We start from the raw sequence: 19,725 nt of genomic DNA, 5'->3' as shown, positions 1-19,725 counted from the left end.
CGTCTTGTCTAACTCCAGTTATGTCAGTGACTTGTTGCCTAGTACTAAATCAAAACTGAAAGATTATACCTCTTCATATATCTAAAAAGAAATCCTGCAGACAAGACAAATACCTAGGACTGTTTTTCCTAGTGGGAGGTACAAGATGACATCACCGATTTATTATCGATTAGTCAAAAAAGAAAAGCATACAGGTGCGCGTTTGGGAGAGATTGTCACGCCGCATGGTACGTTTAAAACACCCATGTTTATGCCGGTAGGTACGCAGGCAACGGTCAAGACCCAGTCCCCTGAAGAACTCAAGGAAATGGGTTCAGGCATTATTTTATCGAATACCTATCACCTCTGGCTTCGTCCAGGAGATGAGCTGATTGCGCGTGCAGGAGGTCTGCACAAGTTTATGAATTGGGATCAGGCCATTTTAACCGATAGCGGAGGTTTCCAAGTCTATTCCTTGGCTGATAGCCGTAACATTACAGAAGAAGGAGTAACCTTTAAAAACCACCTCAACGGGTCTAACATGTTCCTATCGCCTGAAAAAGCGATTTCTATCCAGAACAATCTAGGTAGCGACATCATGATGAGTTTTGATGAATGTCCGCAGTTCTATCAGCCGTATGACTATGTCAAAAAATCAATCGAACGTACCAGTCGTTGGGCAGAGCGTGGCTTGAAAGCTCACCGCCGTCCGCATGACCAAGGTCTATTTGGGATTGTGCAGGGAGCAGGTTTTGAAGATTTGCGTCGCCAGTCAGCCCATGACCTAGTTGGCATGGATTTTTCGGGCTATTCTATTGGTGGTTTAGCTGTTGGTGAATCGCACGAAGAGATGAATGCCGTACTTGATTTTACAACGCCATTACTACCAGAAAATAAACCGCGCTACCTCATGGGAGTTGGGGCGCCTGATAGCTTGATTGACGGGGTTATTCGTGGAGTGGATATGTTTGACTGTGTCTTACCGACACGGATTGCTAGAAATGGAACTTGTATGACCAGTGAGGGTCGTCTGGTGGTAAAAAATGCCCAGTTTGCAGAAGATTTCACATCGCTTGACCATGACTGTGACTGCTACACATGTCGCAACTATACACGGGCCTATCTTCGTCATCTTCTCAAAGCAGATGAAACCTTTGGTATCCGCTTGACCAGCTACCACAATCTTTACTTCTTGCTCAAACTCATGCGTAACGTCCGCCAAGCCATTATGGACGATAATCTTTTGGAGTTCCGTGCAGATTTTGTTGAGCGCTATGGTTATAATAGCTCGAAACGTAATTTTTAATAGATTTCCCTACGAAATGCCTAAAACAGCACAGTTTTAGGCATTTTTATCGTAGTGGACATTTATCAATATAGCAGAGCGCAAATAGTGACTCTCTAAAGGGGACCCGTATCTATTAAACGAGGAGGCTCGTAACAGCTATGGATATTCATTAGTTGGACTTTGATACTCTATAGTTATCACTATCTGACCTGCTTTTACAACTGAGAATTGGATAAGGATAGCGAAGCTAGTCCTCTTTAAACGGAAAGGAAAACCATAGTTCGGGAAGTGAGTTACGCTAATGTTGATGAGTATTAGTCAATCAATCCTGCCCAGTAGCTAATGCTGGCTGTGAGAAAGGCAGCACAACCTTGGGTTGCTTCATCATAGTAAGCACTGAAGCGTTCGTCGGCTGTATAGAGCTGGGCAATGCCGATGTGCTTTTCAGCAGAATAGTGTTTATCAGCCATTTGGAGCCATTCTTTATGGAGCTGGACGATTTGTTTGCTACGTTCATCTTCTGGTTTCCAGTTTTCAGCAAGGGCTTTCTGCAGGAGCACTTTAATTTCTTGATCGAATGCTTGCCAGCCTTGGTAATTTTCTTCGCTCATTGTGGCAAAGTGTTGTTTGGCTCTCTGTATTTCTTCGTCTCCGTATCTTTCACGGAGTTCAGTTCCGTACTTGGTTTCATTTTCTTGGATAAGAGTATCTTTAAATGCTTGGAATTTTTCACTTGTGGTCATTGTTAGGTATCCTTTCTGTGCTTGAATTGTGCGCATGAGGTTTTCAATCATGGCTTCAATTCTCTCCTTTTTCGCGTGGAGGTCTGTCAAATGGTCTTCTAAGCTACTCAGTGTATCAACCTTTTCTTGGGTAAGGAATTTTTTAATTTGTTTGAGTTCAAATCCCCGCTCCTTGTAGTAGAGAATTTGCTGGAGCTTGTCCACTTCCTGTTCACCATAAAAGCGCTGACCTCCGTCTTTTTTATAGGCTGGAAGTAACAATCCAACCTCTTCATAATAGCGCAGGGTACGAGTGCTGATACCTGATAGGTTTGCCAATTTGCGAATTGAATAAGCCATATTTTATTCCTCTTTATTGTCTATATCTTGCAAGATAGGAGTGAGAAACATGTACGCTTCTCATCCCACTTTTTATTATATATGTTGACGTTGCGTCAATGTCAAGTGTTTTTTTTTAATAGAGGTTAGAAAGTATTGAGCTCATAAAGTTATAGAGTATGAACAATTTGATACATCTACTACTAATTAATCCAGGGGAGTAGGCTAGCCCAATCCTAGAAACTAGGAAGCGAAGACATTGATTGCAAGATAACGCGTACTTAAAGAAAATAGACAAGGAAAAGCAGCCGAAGATGGGACATTATTCCGTCCTATTTAAGGGAACAGGCTGAAAACCTCCACCAGAGCTTTTCACTCGTCGTATTTCCTATTTTACCGTAGCTGTTGCAGGCTGCGCCTGCTTTACAGATACGGAAGAAACTATCCAGCGGAGAGTTTCTTAGGCACAGGGTACATTCGCTTTTTCCCCGCCCTTGTATCTTGTGTAATTGGACCCGCCCTAAACTCTGTGCGAAAAAGATAAATCTTCCTAGCTCTAAAGGTATAGTATGCCTTTGGAGGTGGGAAATAGACGTCGTGGGCAAACGCTTCCTAGGAAGTAGGCTGAAAACCTCCACCGGAGCTTTTCACTCGTCAGATTTCCTATTTTCGCTTTGAGTTCTTTACGGGCTTCGTATCTTGTGATTAGCTTTTACGGTTAAGAATTGTTAAAGATTGGAGATAGGGATAGCGAAGAATAGTAACTCTAGCCCCCTTTAAACCGAAAGAAAAACTGAAGTTTGGCAAGGTGAGCGAACGACAGAAGAAGTGAGTTTTTGATGAGTGTTTGTTATGTAGTCTTGGAGTTTAGATAGCCCTCTAGGATAGTAGAAACATGTAAAAACAGATGTATCGTCATTTCGTTTATCTTTTATTCCTTCGTTCACTCGCTTTGCCGTACTCTAGTTATGCCTGCAGCTCCTTGACTAGTACCAAAAGTAAACTAAAAGACTATAAAACAACGTTCATGACGCACCTATAATCCTTGTTCAAATTATTTTTAAGAGTCTTTTTGTTGGGAATGCAGAAGAAAAAGATTGAAGAAAGAGTCAAAGATAGACTCTTTCTTCAATCTTAATCAGCTATGTAGGTTATGCTACTACTATGGTAGTTGGGGAGAAAATCGATTGCCTTGAAAGCATAATCTTGCCCCACTCCCTTTTCAAGGTTTGAATCAGATGCTAGAATCTTTCGCGTGTTTCCCTTTTAGTTTAATGCTTTTTGAGATGTATGTGACGCACCGTTCTTATATTGGTCAGTTGACACTAATCTTTTCAGAATTACTCAAAGTAGAACAAATCCTTACCAGTATTGGTAAAAACTTCAAAGCCGTTTTCAGTCACATAACCACAGTCTTCAATGCGGACACCGACCTTACCTGGGATATAGATACCAGGTTCGACAGAGAAGCACATACCTTTTTCAAGTATGAGGTCATTTCCTGCCATGATGGATGGAAATTCATGCACATCCATACCGATTCCGTGCCCTAAGCGGTGATTGAAATACTCGCCGTAACCAGCTTTTTCAATGACTTGCCGGGCTGCCCAATCCACTTCGTGAGCAGTCACACCTGGTTTAATCATCTCAAGAGCAGCTTGTTGGGCTTCAAGAGTGAGGGCATAGATGTCTTTTTTAAATTGGTCAGGCTGCCCAACTGCAACGGTTCGTGTCATGTCGCTAGCATAGCCATTTGCCATGACACCTAGGTCAAAGAGGAGGAGAGCGTTATTTTCTACCTTGTGGGGTCCAGGAATACCATGGGGATTGGCTGCGTTATGTCCGGCTAAGACCATGGTTTCAAAGCTCATTTCAAGTCCTTCACGTTTCATGGCAAATTCAATCTCAGCAATGATGTCGGTTTCTGTCTTATCAAGCGAAATAGCTTCAAATCCGATTTGTATAGCCTTATCTGCCCATTTTCCTGCAATCATCATCTTTTGCATTTCATCGGCTGATTTAATTAGGCGCATACGGTTGATGATAGGGGTTAGATTGTCAAATGTTGCATGTTCAAAAACTGTCTTTAATCCTTGATATTTAGTGAGAATGAGCTGATCAAACTCAAGGCCAATCCGTTTGTAGTTTTTTTCTGGTAAGGAAGCCTTGATTTTCTCCCAAGGATTTTCTGAATCAATATAGCCAACCACTGAAAAATCTAGACTTTTTCGTGCCCGTTCTGCATCAAGTGCAGGTACAAAGAGGAGCGGAGCACTTGTTTGACTGATAAAGAGGAACATCTGGCGTTCATGCGGGTCATTGTAAAAGCCTGTTAGATAATTGATAGAAACAGGATCAGAAAGGACAGCCATATCCAGGTCAGTGCTTTGTAAATGCGAGAGAATATCAATGATTTTGGTCATAAGGACACCTTCTTTCTATTTGTTTCATTGTGTCAAAAAAGGAATAAAAAATCAAGAATTTATCGTAAAAATAGAGATAGGAGGAAAAATAATTGGGGAGTGGCAGAGCAAGGAGTAATCAAATGGATTGAAGAGGAAGTCATTTTTCGGTTTGCAATGCTTTTTCCTAATTTCTTAAAACTTTTCAAAAAATGCGGTATATCGCTTGAAAGGGATTTCAAAAAATGATACACTATAGAGAGGGTGAAAGCGTAATTTTCATAAAAAGAAAAGTGAAAGGATCTTATCAATTATGTTGAATACTGATGATACAGTAACCATTTATGATGTCGCTCGCGAAGCTGGTGTTTCGATGGCAACAGTCAGCCGAGTGGTAAATGGGAATAAGAATGTAAAAGAAAACACGCGAAAAAAAGTATTGGAAGTGATTGATCGTTTGGACTACCGACCAAATGCGGTAGCGCGTGGTTTAGCTAGTAAGAAAACAACGACAGTGGGAGTTGTCATTCCAAATATTGCCAATGCTTATTTTGCGACCTTGGCCAAAGGGATCGATGATATTGCGGACATGTATAAGTATAATATTGTCCTTGCTAACAGTGATGAAAATGATGAAAAAGAAATCAACGTGGTGAATACCTTGTTTTCCAAACAGGTTGACGGTATTATTTTCATGGGCTATCATTTGACTGATAAAATTCGTGCAGAGTTTTCTCGTTCCCGAACACCAATCGTGCTTGCAGGAACAGTTGATTTGGAGCATCAGTTGCCAAGCGTCAACATTGATTATGCAAAAGCAAGCAAGGATGTAGTGGATTTGTTGGCTAAAAACAATGAAAAGATAGCCTTTGTATCAGGTCCATTAGTGGATGACATCAATGGTAAAGTTCGTTTCTCAGGCTACAGAGAAGGATTGAAAGCAAATGGATTGTCCTTTAACGAGGGACTTGTCTTTGAATCAAAATACAAGTACGAAGAAGGCTATGCGCTTGCGGAGCGTATCTTGAATGCTGGAGCAACAGCGGCCTATGTGGCAGAAGATGAAATAGCTGCGGGATTGTTGAACGGAATTGTTGATAAAGGAATCAAGGTTCCAGAAGATTTTGAAATTATTACGAGTGACGACTCTTTAGTCACGAAATTTACGAATCCAAACTTGACTTCTGTCAGTCAGCCTTTGTATGATATCGGAGCGATTGCTATGCGGATGTTGACTAAGATTATGCACAAGGAAGAGTTGGATACACGTGAAGTTATCTTGAACCACGGTATTAAAGAACGCAAGTCAACCAAATAAAAATAGAAAACAAGGGAGTGGGAAAGAACTCGACAGGTCAAAAAAGAGTTCGGTTTTTACCTTATTTTCTGCATTCTAGCTTCGGGCTGAAACGGTCTATTCCCAGATTCCACCTCCGCATAGCTCCAACAGTCAGAGTAGTGACTGCTGGAGGTTGGAAATGAAGCCAACGAGTTCGCATCAGTCGTAGAGGTCAGATGTGGAGTGTGAAACACGAACAAATATGAGTATAATCGTTTCGTTTATCTTTTATTACTTCATTAACTCACTTTGCCGTACTCTAGTTATGCCTGCAGCTCCTTGCCTAGTATAGTCATTTCGTTTCTATTTTATTACTTCGTTCACTCGTCTTGCTGTACTCCAGTACTACCTGCGACTCGTTGCCTAGTACTAAAAATAAACGAAACGGCTATACTAAGAAGCAAACTAAAAGACTATCAAAAGCTCCACGGGAGCTTTTTAGTCTGCTCCCTGAAAAAAGAGCAGCATGTTATTTCCAACCGTTAACGGCATGATAGCCATTGAAGCCATCAACCACTGTGTCAACGTCATTCGGTTCATAAAGTGAGAAAGCTGGGACTTTTTATCCAGCTTTTTTTTATTGACGCTTCTTTTATTTCTAACCCTTAGTCATCTATTCCTAGGCTGTTGAAGCCTCGTTGATGATAGCTAGGTCTGCCACAAATGAAATCTAGGGAAGAAGCGGTGGTGAGTTTACCTCCTGACAATCGAAGCAGGTTGGTTTGTAACCAATGAGATTGGCCTCTAAAGAGCCGTATCCGTAAGCGGATATAATTTGTAACGGTCTGTCCTCCTAAAGGCGCCCTATCCGTAAGCGAACATAGTTCGCAACGGCCTGTCCCCCTAAAGGGAGCCGTATCCGTAAGCGAACATAGTTCGCAACGGCTTCGTCCCTTTTTTACATAGCTCGTAGGCTGTGTTCAGTTACATCAAGAGACCAAGCCCGTAAAGAACCCAAAGCGAAAATAGGAAATTTGACGAGTGAAAAGCTCCAGTGGAGGTTTTCAGCCTACTTCCTAGGAAGCGTTTGGCCTCTGCAAACATCCATTTCCCGCCTCCAAAGGTATGCTATATCTTTGGAGCTAGGAAGATGTTGATTTTATAGGGGGTTAAAAGACCGTTCAAACCATACAGTTAGAACTGTTGGAACTAAAAAACGAAGAAACAATCCATAAAGTAACATGAATCGTAATCCAGGATATATACATGCCTGTTTGAGGTTTTTCTGGCACGTATCTATAGTTGAGGAAGCTGGAAAAGGGGATTATGTGATATAATAAGGGCATGAAAGTACTATTGTATTTAGAAGGAAAGACAGTTTTAGAAAAATCAGGCATCGGCCGTGCTCTCCACCATCAAATGGAGGCGCTTGATTTGGCGGGGATTCCCTACACGACAGATTTATTGGGGGATTATGATGTCGTCCATATCAATACCTACGGCCCTCGCAGTTGGCTCTTGTTGCAGGCAGCGAAGCGCCAGGGTAAAAAGGTCATTTTGCATGGGCATTCGACCATGGAAGATTTTCGCAATTCGTTTATTGGCTCTAATCTCCTAGCTCCTTTTGTGGGAAAATATCTGGCGAGTATGTACCAGCAGGCAGATTTTGTCATTACACCGTCTGAATACTCCAAGAAATTGATTCAAGGCTATGGTGTAACAACTCCAATTGTTGCTGTTTCAAATGGGATTGATCTTAACAAATACCAAACAGATCCACGCAAAGAAGAAATTTTTCGCAAGCATTTTGATCTTGCAGCAGATCAACCGGTGGTAGTCTGTGCAGGGCTGTATTTTCGCCGCAAGGGGATTGAAGATTTTGTTAAGGTGGCAGAACGGATGCCTCATGTCCGCTTTATCTGGTTAGGCAGTGTTAATAAATGGATTATTCCTGCTTACATTCGCAAGATAGTAGAAGGGGCTCATCCAGCAAATGTGTCTTTTCCTGGCTATTTTAAAGGTGCTGTTTTTCAAGGAGCCATGAGCGGTGCTGATGCCTTTTTCTTCCCGTCTTATGAGGAAACAGAAGGAATCGTTGTTCTCGAAGCCCTTGCCAGTCGCCAGCAGGTAGTCTTGCGTAATATTCCAGTTTACGAGGGCTGGATTGATGAGAATAGTGCTGAGTTGGGAGATACCGTCGATGACTTTGTAGCCTCTATCCAGAAAATATTAGATAAGCAGGTGGATAAGAGAGAGGCTGGTTACCAAGTGGCAGAAAGTCGCTCGATAGATAAAGTTTCGCATCAACTGGCTGATGCGTATCGTCAAGTAATGGAGCTATAGATGAGAATTGGATTATTTACAGATACCTATTTCCCGCAGGTATCAGGGGTGGCAACATCAATTAAGACCCTTAAGACGGAACTTGAAAAGCAGGGACACCGTGTTTTTATCTTTACTACGACAGACAAGGACGTCAACCGCTATGAGGATTGGGATATTATTCGGATTCCAAGCGTCCCTTTCTTTGCCTTTAAGGATCGGCGTGTCGCCTATCGTGGCTTTACTGAGGCCTTAAAAATTGCTGGCCGCTACGATTTGGATATCATCCATACCCAGACGGAATTTTCCTTGGGGATATTGGGGAAAATGATTGCAAGGGAGCTGGATATTCCAGTTGTCCATACCTACCATACTCAGTATGAAGATTATGTCCGCTATATTGCCAAGGGAAAGTTGATTCGTCCTAGTATGGTAAAGTACCTGGTACGTGCCTTTTTGAATGACTTGGACGGGGTGATTTGCCCCAGCGAGATTGTGGAAAATCTTCTCACAGAATACAATGTCCTGATTTCAAAACGGGTCATTCCGACAGGGATTGAGCTGGCAAAGTTTGAGCGTCCAGAAATTACGGCAGACGCAATAGCTGAATTGCGGGAGCAACTGGGGATTCAGCCAGACGAAACCATGTTGCTCAGCTTGTCACGGATTTCCTATGAAAAAAATATTCAGGCTATTATTGCTGCCATGCCGCGCATTCTTGCAGAAAATGAAAAGGTCAAGCTGGTTATTGCAGGAGGTGGACCTTATGCCCAAGACTTGGAGAAACAGATTCAAGAATTGAAGTTGAAAGAGTGGGTCTTGATGACCGGCATGATTGCGCCGAGCGAAACAGCGCTTTACTATAAGGCTGCGGATTTCTTCATCTCAGCTTCAACCAGTGAAACCCAGGGCTTGACCTATCTGGAAAGCCTTGCTTCGGGGACACCTGTCATCGCAGAGTGGAATCCTTATTTGGAAAATCTTGTGACTGACAAGATGTTTGGAACCCTGTATAAGCGTGAGGCAGAATTGACCGATGCTGTTTTAGATGCTATTTTAGTCACGCCGAACATGAGCCCTCATCATTTAACCAGAAAGTTGTACGAAATTTCTGCTGAAAACTTCGGTCGTAGAGTCTATGAATACTATCTTGATTTGAAAATTTCCTATGATTTCAGACGGGAGCATATCAATGATGCTAGCACAGCTGAAAGCTTACTCAAGGGAGCGATGAGCTTGCCCAAACGTGCCTTTGTCAAGTCTTCTGATACAACCGCTGCAATCTTTAAAAAGTCTGTCGAGCAGGTCAAATCAATCCGTAATTATTTTGAGGATTGAGTAGATTGGTTCAGAAGTGATGAAAGAGGATATTTTCTGAAAGAATCGCTTGAAAATATTTAAAAGATGATAGACTGTTTACCTTTGTTGTGTCCATGATACAAGATCAAAAGGAAGCCTACTTTAGACAGTATTCAAAAATGTTGCTGCTTCAGTATAAATCAAGCTGTCCTGCCTTTTGTGATGTGAACGGAGTGAGCGTATAAAGATGAATGACATGGGAGAAATCTTCAAAGATTAGAGAACGAGTAGAAAAATTTCTTTGAAAGAAGCCACAGGAGGCGCATTTTCTTATTCTATGCTTAGTAAATTTGAAAATGGAGCGTCAGACATCACCATTTCGAAGTTGCTAATTGTTCTAGAAAATATCCATACAGAACTGGATGAATTTGTGTACCTTGTTAGAGGTTTTCAACCAACAGTGTAGGAACAATTAAAGGCTAGTATATGGAATGCCACAACTAAACACGACTTGTTGTCCTTATTACAAAAGATGCAGCAAGATGAGATGCAGCAATATGAACTGCACAAGGACGAAAGCCATCTATGGAACGCTCACTAAAGTGCTCCTATCTAAGAGATAGTCAGAAAAAAATCAGAATAAATACTTGAAATTTCATTGAAAGGTGCTATAATAACAATCAGAGACAAGTCTGTTAGGAACGTTTTTTAAGAGAGTGCGTGGTTGCTGCAAACGCATAAAAGGCCTGACGAGATACTCCTCTTTCAATTTTTTATGAAAACATAAAACGGTTGCTACGATATAGCTCATTCGAGGTGTTTGTCCTAGTGTTTTTATAGCGGGCAGGCATAAATGAAGGTGGAACCACGTTGCGACGTCCTTTTTAGGGCGGCGTTTTTTTATTTTTGATAGAATATGGAAGCTGGATAGGAAAGTTTGCTAGTTTTGGAATCCCACAAAAGGGCTATTCCATTTCTATTGTATATAAAAAGCTGTCAGAGAATAGTCTTACATTGATACTGTCCAGAAAGTGTCAAAAGATAGAGAGTATTGTAATCTAAAGAGAAAGGAGAGAATATGACGATTCAGGAATTACTCCAGCGTAGTCTAGCCATTCGAGAGGCCTACCGTGGGTTTGAAATCAAGCAGCACGGTAGTGAGTGGACGATTGAAGAAGATTTGCTAGGCTTGTCCAATGATATCGGAAATCTCAACCGTCTTGTGATGACCAAGCAGGAGCGTTACTATGATGAAACCCCTTATATTTTGGAGCAAAAGTTGGCAGAAAATATCTGGTGGTTGGTAGAGTTGTCTCAACGTTTGGGAATTGACCTTGAAAAAGAGGTAGAGATATTCTTGTCAGATAAGGAAGAGCGCTTTGGAATTTCAAATATAGGAACAGAAAATAAAACAAGGTAGTGGATGAATTTGGGTAGATATAGTCTTTTCGTTTACTTTTAGTATAGCCGTTTCGTTTATTTTTAGTACTAGGCAAGGAGCTGCAGGCTGTACGAGAGTACGGTAAAGCGAGTTAACGAAGTAATAAAAGATAAACGAAATGACTATATATCTGTCTGAGGCTGATGAGCAATCCGACAGAGCAAAGATACTCACATGCATGAATGAAGAATTCCCATTACAATACAGACCTGTTATTCATAGGATTTGTCTTTCGCCGTTTGCGTTACCAACCTGTCACTAGGAGAGAGTGAGTGTTTGGTTCACGTGGGACGGTCAATGAAATATAAGAGTATAAAAATAAGGAGAATATTATATGATTAAGATTACTTTTCCAGACGGTGCTGTGCGCGAATTTGAGTCTGGTGTGACGACTTTTGAAATTGCACAATCGATCAGCAATTCCCTTGCGAAAAAGGCACTTGCTGGGAAATGGAACGGCAAATTGATTGATACAACACGTGCGATTACAGCGGACGGTTCACTTGAGATTGTTACGCCAGACCATGAAGATGCGCTTGATATTTTGCGTCACTCAGCTGCGCACTTGTTTGCCCAAGCGGCTCGTCGTCGTTTTCCAGATATTCGCTTGGGAGTTGGTCCTGCTATTCAAGACGGTTTCTACTATGATACAGACAATGAAGCTGGACAGATTTCAAATGAAGATTTAGCTGCCATTGAAGACGAGATGAGGAACATTGTCAAAGAGAATTTTCCAAGTATTCGTGAGGAAGTTTCAAAAGATGAAGCACGTGAGATTTTCAAACACGATCCGTATAAGTTGGAGTTGATTGAGGAACATTCTGAGGATGAGGGTGGTTTGACCATTTATCGTCAAGGCGAATATGTAGACCTTTGCCGTGGTCCCCATGTGCCGTCAACAGGCCGCATTCAAATTTTCCAGTTGCTCAATGTAGCAGGTGCTTACTGGCGTGGAAATAGCGATAATGCCATGATGCAACGGGTCTATGGTACGGCTTGGTTTGATAAAAAAGACTTGAAGAACTATATCCAAATGCGGGAAGAAGCGAAAGAACGTGACCACCGCAAACTTGGTAAAGAGCTTGATTTATTTATGATTAGCCAAGAAGTGGGACAAGGTTTGCCATTCTGGTTACCAAACGGAGCAACTATCCGCCGTACCTTGGAGCGTTACATTACAGATAAGGAATTGGCATCAGGCTATCAGCATGTTTACACTCCACCACTTGCCTCTGTGGAGCTGTATAAGACTTCAGGACACTGGGAGCATTATTCAGAAGATATGTTTCCACCAATGGATATGGGAGATGGGGAAGAGTTTGTTCTTCGTCCAATGAACTGTCCACACCACATTCAAGTCTACAAGAATCATGTGCGTTCTTATCGCGAATTGCCAGTGCGTATTGCTGAACTTGGCATGATGCACCGCTATGAAAAATCAGGTGCTCTTTCAGGTCTTCAACGGGTGCGTGAAATGACCTTGAATGACGGTCATATCTTCGTGACACCAGAGCAAATTCAAGAAGAATTTAAATGTGCGCTTCAGTTAATTATTGATGTGTATGAAGACTTCAACTTGACAGATTACCGCTTCCGTCTTTCGTATCGTGACCCGGATGATAAGCATAAATATTATGACAATGACGAAATGTGGGAAAATGCTCAAGCGATGCTAAAAGCTGCTATGGACGATATGGGCTTGGATTATTTTGAGGCTGAAGGGGAAGCAGCTTTCTATGGTCCGAAATTGGATATTCAGGTGAAAACAGCTCTTGGAAATGAAGAAACCTTGTCCACTATCCAGCTTGACTTCTTGTTGCCAGAACGTTTTGATCTTCACTATATCGGTGCTGACGGGGAAGAACATCGTCCGGTCATGATTCATCGTGGCGTAATTTCAACCATGGAACGCTTCACTGCCATCTTAATTGAAACTTACAAGGGCGCTTTTCCAACATGGCTTGCACCAACCCAAGTAACCTTAATTCCAGTTTCTAATGAAAAACACGTGGATTATGCCTGGGAAGTAGCAAAAGCATTGCAAAACCGTGGTGTACGTGCTGTTGTTGATGAGCGCAATGAAAAAATGCAGTACAAGATTCGCCAGAGTCAAACAGGGAAAATTCCATATCAGTTAATTGTCGGAGATAAGGAAATGGAAGATCGTGCTGTTAATGTTCGTCGCTATGGTCACAAAGAAACGCAAACTGTGAGTCTCGCAGACTTTACCGAGCAAATCCTTGCAGATATTGCTAATTATTCTCGCGTAAAAAAGATGTGAGGTCATTAAGAAAATGTAGGGAAAAATAGGTGGTCGGACAGAAGTTGCTAGCAACTTCGTCGTGGGATTTAGGTAGAGGCCTAGGTTCAACTAAAATGCGTGAGGAAGTGGTTAACTACCGCCAAGCGGTCAAACAGAAGTTTTCATTCGGAATTCATCAACAGTTCTCCCTCCAGAATGAAATGGAGGGAAGAATTAGCTGTCTACCGCTAGTAAGGAAGATGTGGCACCCCTTACCATTTTTAGTTTTTAGTCACAGGTAGACATAGTCACTTTCCCGCCTATTTCTCTCCTTAATGGTAGCTGTATTTGAAAGGTTTACAAGGCTCCACGACTATGTTCGCCTAACGGTCGCCGTATTTGGACGATTTACAAAGCCCCTCGACTATGTCCCCTTTTGCTACACTGTTTGCCTGAGTTTAGTTAGTTTATGTTGGGGTTTCATGGACTATAGGTCGTAAATAATCTGGTAAGATGAAACATTAGGGACTAAGGGGAATTCGGTCCCTCATATGTGATTGGTTCAGCTCCTGTCATGATTGATGATATAGTCATTTCGTTTATCTTTTATTACTTCGTTCACTCGCTTTGCCGTACTCTCGTACAGCTTGCAGCTCCTTTCCTAGTATAGTCATTTCGTTTATATTTTTACTCGTCTTGCTGTATTCCAGTACGACCTGCGACTCCTTGCCTAGTACTAAAAATAAACGAAACGGCTATACTAAAAGTAAACGAAAAGACTATAATCGAAGCAAGCAGTTGTAGGTGGGACAGCGATAAGGACGGTACTTTAAAGAGCATTGGAAAAAAGAGAGGAAAAGATGTGGCAGATCCTATCAAGGCGTAATTGGTCCTTTACCCAGAAAGGACTTGAGGAACGCTATCTTATGGCGAAACAACTGCTATCCTTAAAAAAGCAGGGCTGGTCGGATCAGATATTAGCTCAAGCAGTTGCAAGAAAAGAAGATATGAGTGATAGTCGGGTTGGTTCGTATCTATTTCGAACATTATGGCAATTAGAAAAAGTTCATAAAACACCTCGACAACTGTTGCAGCTATTGGTCACAAGTGTCGGTATGCCAGAAGATGTCACAGGAGAACTAGTTGAGAATCAGGCTTTGGTAGCACAATTTTATCCAGAACTTGCGCCTCATGATCCTTTTTGGTGGGAGCTTTCTCGTATTGTGAATCAAGCCTTTCCAGAGCAGATGATGAGTCAAAACGATTTGTTGGCACGACAATTACACCAGCTCCGCTACGTCATCTCTAGTCAGCAGGCGGAGTATGTTCGCAAGCATTTTAAACATGTCGGTGAAACAGATAGTCAAGCTCTTGCTCGTTATCTGCGGCAAACCTATCCTTTTAGATACTGGAAGAAGGACTATACCATTGGAAGCTCTGCCCGCTTGCACAACAAACTCAAGTTTGAGAAAGGTGACAAGTGGTATCCGTCAGGTTATTCATCCTTTAATATTAAGATTTTAATTCATTTTCATACAGAATTTATTCTCGATAGTCAGGGGCATTTTCTCAATGAAATGGATGCGCAAAGGATAGATGAGATTGGTGTTGTTAATGGAGCGAGTTTTAACTATGGAAAAGCAGGCAAACGCCACTGGGATTTAGATGTACAACCTGTCGGTCCTCATGACCCTGACTTTCGCAATCGAGCGACTAAAGGCTTTCGTGCTCCGAATCGGAGCGGAAGAAAGGATTCAGACTATGAGCACAGCTATTTTAATCCCCAAGGCTTCTATGCTAAAGATGGTTTGTCCAGCTATCAACAGACCAAGTTAGTCGTGCAAGATTTCAAACGGCTGTTGAAGAAAAGAAGATACGGAGTAAAAACTCGTACTCTCTAAACATTCAGTATCTAGTAGAAACGGCTTAATCTTATTGTTTTCGTTAACGTGATGTTAAGCCTTTTAGTTATTTCAAGACTTTTTATATTTCTGTCCGATCGCATATGTTTGAGGTGTTTGTCAATAGAGGGAGTCAATCTTGCTCTTGATTGTAGACTCGTACTCTCTAAACATTCAGTATCTAGTAAAAAAGGCTTAATCTCATTGTTTTTGTTAACGTGATGTTAAGCCTTTTAGTTATTTCAAGACTTTTTATATTTCTGTCCGATCGCATATGTTTGAGGTGTTTGTCAATAGAGGGAGTCAATCTTGCTCTTGATTGTAGACTCATACTCTCTACCTACCAACCCCTAAATAGCTTGAACTATCACAGGTTGGGGATAAAGATAGAACAGCTCTCCTCCTCCACATCAAAAGTCGAGCTAAGCTTCAGTAAGGTGAGCCAATGGTGGATGAGAACAATAAACTAATGAGTTACAAAATCCTCACTAAGCTGGCTCCGAGTAAGGGCTTTCTGTCTGTTTTCATTATTTTATGGGTGAGTGTTGTCTTGTCCCGTTGCCTTTTAATGGAGCTAGATATTCTCTGATCCAAGAATAGTAGGATTACGACCCTAACTGTTAGAAAGATACAGATTAAGCCAGCTCTCTAGCCCAGCAACATCTTCTTGCTGAATTTTTCATGTCGTTCCAGAAACTGCAAAGAATGATTTTTGACAGGTAGAATCGTCTGCTTTTCTGGCGATGTTCCTAGCAAAAAGAAAGCTACAATATGGGCGATTAGCCGTAATGGCACCTATTTTATTTTTCTGGTATAATAGCATAAGAATAACGAGGTGAGAAAAGATGAAAAAAATCTTGATTGTAGACGATGAAAAGCCGATTTCGGATATTATCAAATTTAATATGACACGAGAGGGGTATGAGGTGGTGACGGCTTTTGATGGTCGAGAAGCCTTGGCGGTATTTGAGGCGGAATTCCCAGATATCGTGATTTTGGACTTGATGCTTCCAGAGATTGATGGACTTGAAGTGGCACGGACCATTCGCAAGACCAGTAACGTGCCGATTTTGATGCTGTCTGCTAAGGATAGCGAATTTGACAAGGTGATTGGTCTTGAAATTGGAGCAGATGATTATGTAACCAAACCCTTTTCGAATCGAGAATTGCAAGCTCGGGTCAAAGCCTTGTTGCGTCGCAGTGAATTGGCTGAAACGCAAGTTGAGCTGGATACGACTGGTACACCTGAGTTGACCATTCGGGATTTGATAATTATTCCAGATGCCTTTGTGGCTAAAAAGCATGGTAAGGAGTTGGAGTTGACCCACCGTGAATTTGAGTTGCTCCACCATTTAGCTAAGCATTTGGGGCAGGTCATGACACGGGAGCATTTGCTTGAAACTGTATGGGGTTACGATTACTTCGGAGATGTGCGGACTGTTGACGTGACTGTTCGTCGCTTGCGTGAGAAAATTGAAGATACACCGAGCCGTCCGGAATATATCTTGACACGGCGTGGCGTAGGATATTATATAAAAGGAAATGATTAATCAATTACGATATTTAATAACGACACCTGAGTTTTGGTTTGTGGTCATCTTGATTGGTTTTGTCATTGCATTGACGGTCTTATTGATTGAAAACCACCGAGATAATCAGCAAATCAAGGAACTCAATCAAAAGGTTAAACGCTTGATTGAGCTGGACTATTCAGATGTTCTTGATATGCGGGGGAGCCCTGAAATTACAGAAATGGCTAATTCGCTCAATGATTTGTCAGAAGTTATTAGGCTGACCCACGACCATTTGGAGCAGGAAAAGACGCGTCTGTCCTCCATTCTTGCCTATATGAGTGACGGTGTAATGGCCACAGACCGCAGGGGTCGGGTCATCATGGTCAATGAAACAGCCCAAAAGCAGTTGGGGCTTTCTTCAAAAACGCTGGAACAGCGTGATTTGCTAGAAATCTTGGGAATTCATGAAGAGTATCGCTTTCGAGATTTGCTAGCGCAGACACCTGAGATTGTCATTGATCATGATAATGAAAACGGTGAATTTTTGACCTTGCGGGCGAATTTTGCGACCATTCGCAGTGAGAGTGGCTTGATTTCAGGTCTTGTTGTCGTGCTGCACGATATGACCGAGCAGGCTAAGGAAGAGCGGGAGCGACGCCTATTTGTTTCAAATGTCAGCCATGAGTTGAGAACACCGTTGACATCGGTTAAATCTTATCTGGAAGCCCTTGATGACGGGGCCTTGACGGATCCAGTTGCGCCTAGCTTTGTTAAGGTATCGCTTGATGAAACCAATCGTATGATGCGAATGATCTCTGATTTGCTGAGCCTGTCACGGATTGACAATCAAGTCAGTTCAGCTGATGTGGAGTTAATTAACTTTACAGCCTTTGTGACGTTTATCTTAAATCGCTTTGAACAGATGAAGAGCCAGCAGGATACAGGTAAGGAATATGTTATTGTCCGTGATTATCAGATTACACCGATTTGGATTGAGATTGATACAGACAAGATGACCCAGGTCATGGACAATATTTTAGACAATGCCATTAAGTATTCACCAGACGGTGGCAAGATTACCTTTAGCATGAAGACGACAGATAGTCAGTTGATAGTTTCTATTTCTGATGAGGGATTAGGAATTCCCAAGGCTGATTTGCCAAGAATTTTTGACCGTTTTTATCGGGTGGATAAGGCTCGTTCACGAGCGCAAGGTGGTACAGGACTTGGTCTTGCGATTGCTAAGGAAATTGTCAAGCAACACAAGGGCTTTATCTGGGCCAAGAGTGAATATGGACATGGCTCAACTTTCACCATTGTTCTGCCTTATATTAAGGACATGTCAGCTGATGAGTGGGAGGATGCAGAAGAGGAAGAATAGGAGTGTATGGGAGAAACAGGATTTCGATATAGTATTTTAGCCTCTGGTTCTAGTGGAAACTCCTTTTATTTAGAAACAGAGAAGAAAAAGATTTTAGTAGATGCTGGTTTGTCTGGGAAGAAGATAGCCAGTTTATTAGCAGAAATTGACCGCAGACCTGAGCAGTTGGATGCCATTTTGGTCACGCATGAGCATAGCGATCATATCCACGGGATCGGTGTTTTGGCTCGCAAATATGGTATGGATATCTATGCCAATGAGGCGACCTGGCAAGCTATGGAAGGAAAATTAGGTCCAATTGCTCTGGAGCAAAAGCATATTTTTGAATTGGGTGTGACAAAGACCTTTGGCGATTTGGATATTGAAAGTTTTGGGGTCAGTCACGATGCAGCTTGTCCGCAATTTTATCGTTTTATGAAAGATGACAAGAGTTTTGTCATGCTGACGGATACAGGCTATGTCAGTGATCGTCTAGCAGGGATTGTGGAAAATGCTGACGGATACCTCATTGAGTCCAATCACGATGTGGAAATTTTGCGGGCAGGTTCTTATTCATGGAATCTCAAGCAGCGGATTTTGTCAGATAAGGGGCACCTTTGTAATGAGGACGGAGCAGATGCTATGATTCGAACTCTGGGAAACCGAACCAAGAGGATTTACTTAGGGCACCTCAGTAAGGAAAATAACATCAAGGAATTGGCTCATATGACCATGGTCAATCAACTAGCCCAAGCAGATTTAGGAGTAGGTGTAGATTTTCAGATTTACGATACATCGCCAGACACAGCAACACCCCTAACGGCAATGTAATGATACAATCAGAGAGGCTGGGCAAAGAGTCCCAGCTTTCTCATTTGATGAACCGAATGATGTTGATGCAGTGGTGGATTTCTTCCATGGCTATCATGCAGTTGGAGGTTGAAAATGAACTGCTGCTCTTTTTTAAAGGAGCAGGCTCAAAAGCCCCACTGGAGTTTTGATAGTCTTTTAGTTTGCTTTTAGTACTAGGCAAGGAGCTGCAGGCATAACTAGAGTACGTTAAAGTGAGTTAACGAAGGAATAAAAGATAAACGAAACGACTATACTCATATTTGTTCGTGTTTCCCACTCCACATCTGACCTCTACGACTGATGCGAATGCGTTCGCTTCATTTCCACCCCCAACAGTCACTACTCTGACTGTTGGAGCTGTGCGGGGGTGGGAGAGAAACGCTCTGGGAATAGACCGTTTCAGCCCTAAGCTAGAATGCAGGAAATAAGATAAAAACCGGACTATTTTTTATGTGTTTTGAGTTCTTTCCTCCTCCCTCTTAAAAGTTGTAGGTAGGAATGGATTGAGGCTCTTCGAAAATTTCAATTAGATGTTGTCATCTTATTCAGATAAGCTGTTGAGAAAATAGGGGGGAGAGTCTTTTAGTTTACTTTCAGTACTAGGCAAGGAGCTGCAGGCTGTACTGGAGTACAGCAAAGCGAGTGAACGAAGTGATAAAAGACAAACGAAATGACTATAACATCATCCGGTGGATAATGTTACCCCGTGCCAAGAACGTATCAATCGCGGATAAAGCAGAGGATGATGCTAGCCCGAATTCAAATACATAAGATACAAGGGCGTT

At 42.0% G+C, this 19,725-nt stretch carries 14 protein-coding genes; 11 read left to right on the top strand and 3 right to left on the bottom strand.

What is annotated here, in order from left to right; translation table 11 throughout:
• Positions 1 to 145: 145 nt before the first annotated feature.
• Positions 146 to 1,285, top strand: coding sequence for a tRNA guanosine(34) transglycosylase Tgt (gene tgt, locus E4T79_RS02485; protein WP_135027281.1), 1,140 nt, complete (start codon positions 146 to 148; stop codon positions 1,283 to 1,285).
• A gap of 296 nt (positions 1,286 to 1,581) precedes the next feature.
• Here tgt and E4T79_RS02480 read toward each other — a convergent pair whose 3' ends face one another.
• Positions 1,582 to 2,349, bottom strand: coding sequence for a MerR family transcriptional regulator (locus tag E4T79_RS02480; RefSeq protein ID WP_135027279.1), 768 nt, complete (start codon positions 2,347 to 2,349; stop codon positions 1,582 to 1,584).
• A gap of 1,319 nt (positions 2,350 to 3,668) precedes the next feature.
• Positions 3,669 to 4,751: a Xaa-Pro peptidase family protein gene (locus tag E4T79_RS02475; RefSeq protein WP_135027277.1), complete on the bottom strand. Its 1,083-nt coding sequence runs from the start codon at positions 4,749 to 4,751 to the stop codon at positions 3,669 to 3,671.
• Between the two features lie 295 nt (positions 4,752 to 5,046).
• On the opposite strand from E4T79_RS02475, the gene ccpA reads away from it, so the two are divergent.
• From ccpA to E4T79_RS02435, 6 genes are all read left to right on the top strand, one after another.
• On the top strand, positions 5,047 to 6,048 hold the full coding sequence (gene ccpA, locus E4T79_RS02470) for a catabolite control protein A (RefSeq protein WP_167752606.1): 1,002 nt from the start codon (positions 5,047 to 5,049) through the stop codon (positions 6,046 to 6,048).
• A 1,305-nt stretch (positions 6,049 to 7,353) separates the two neighbouring features.
• Entirely contained in the window at positions 7,354 to 8,352 is a 999-nt protein-coding gene (locus tag E4T79_RS02460; RefSeq protein ID WP_135027271.1) for a glycosyltransferase family 4 protein, read from the top strand.
• Complete coding sequence (locus E4T79_RS02455; protein WP_135027269.1) at positions 8,353 to 9,669, top strand: glycosyltransferase family 4 protein; 1,317 nt, start codon at positions 8,353 to 8,355, stop codon at positions 9,667 to 9,669. It abuts the gene before it with no gap.
• Positions 9,670 to 10,708: 1,039 nt separating this feature from the next.
• Positions 10,709 to 11,050, top strand: a complete 342-nt coding sequence (locus E4T79_RS02450; protein ID WP_135027268.1) for a MazG-like protein — start codon at positions 10,709 to 10,711, stop codon at positions 11,048 to 11,050.
• A gap of 355 nt (positions 11,051 to 11,405) precedes the next feature.
• Entirely contained in the window at positions 11,406 to 13,352 is a 1,947-nt protein-coding gene (thrS, locus tag E4T79_RS02440; RefSeq protein WP_135027264.1) for a threonine--tRNA ligase, read from the top strand.
• A gap of 821 nt (positions 13,353 to 14,173) precedes the next feature.
• Positions 14,174 to 15,214, top strand: a complete 1,041-nt coding sequence (locus tag E4T79_RS02435) for a DUF3114 domain-containing protein (RefSeq protein WP_135027262.1) — start codon at positions 14,174 to 14,176, stop codon at positions 15,212 to 15,214.
• A gap of 648 nt (positions 15,215 to 15,862) precedes the next feature.
• Here E4T79_RS02435 and E4T79_RS10955 read toward each other — a convergent pair.
• Positions 15,863 to 16,009 carry a hypothetical protein gene (locus E4T79_RS10955; RefSeq protein ID WP_167752604.1) on the bottom strand — a complete coding sequence of 49 codons (147 nt, stop codon included), beginning with the start codon at positions 16,007 to 16,009 and terminating at the stop codon, positions 15,863 to 15,865.
• 50 nt (positions 16,010 to 16,059) lie between these two features.
• Here E4T79_RS10955 and yycF point away from each other — a divergent pair, with 50 nt between their 5' ends.
• The 4 genes from yycF to E4T79_RS10950 are packed head-to-tail and all read left to right on the top strand — an operon-like array spanning position 16,060 to position 19,089.
• Complete coding sequence (gene yycF, locus E4T79_RS02430) at positions 16,060 to 16,764, top strand: response regulator YycF (protein ID WP_135027260.1); 705 nt, start codon at positions 16,060 to 16,062, stop codon at positions 16,762 to 16,764.
• Complete coding sequence (vicK, locus tag E4T79_RS02425) at positions 16,757 to 18,109, top strand: cell wall metabolism sensor histidine kinase VicK (RefSeq protein WP_135027258.1); 1,353 nt, start codon at positions 16,757 to 16,759, stop codon at positions 18,107 to 18,109. The genes yycF and vicK overlap by 8 nt, the downstream gene beginning before the upstream one ends.
• A 6-nt stretch (positions 18,110 to 18,115) precedes the next feature.
• Positions 18,116 to 18,919 carry an MBL fold metallo-hydrolase gene (locus E4T79_RS02420; protein WP_135027255.1) on the top strand — a complete coding sequence of 268 codons (804 nt, stop codon included), beginning with the start codon at positions 18,116 to 18,118 and terminating at the stop codon, positions 18,917 to 18,919.
• The gene (locus E4T79_RS10950) at positions 18,919 to 19,089 is read left to right on the top strand and encodes a hypothetical protein (protein WP_167752603.1); all 171 of its coding nucleotides are present in this window, start codon (positions 18,919 to 18,921) and stop codon (positions 19,087 to 19,089) included. The genes E4T79_RS02420 and E4T79_RS10950 overlap by 1 nt, the downstream gene beginning before the upstream one ends.
• Positions 19,090 to 19,725 lie beyond the last annotated feature (636 nt).

It is taken from the genome of Streptococcus sp. LYSM12 (assembly GCF_004569635.1).
GTDB lineage: Bacteria > Bacillota > Bacilli > Lactobacillales > Streptococcaceae > Streptococcus.
Note: the sequence above shows the minus strand (reverse complement) of the source record. Positions and strands in the feature narration are given on the sequence as shown.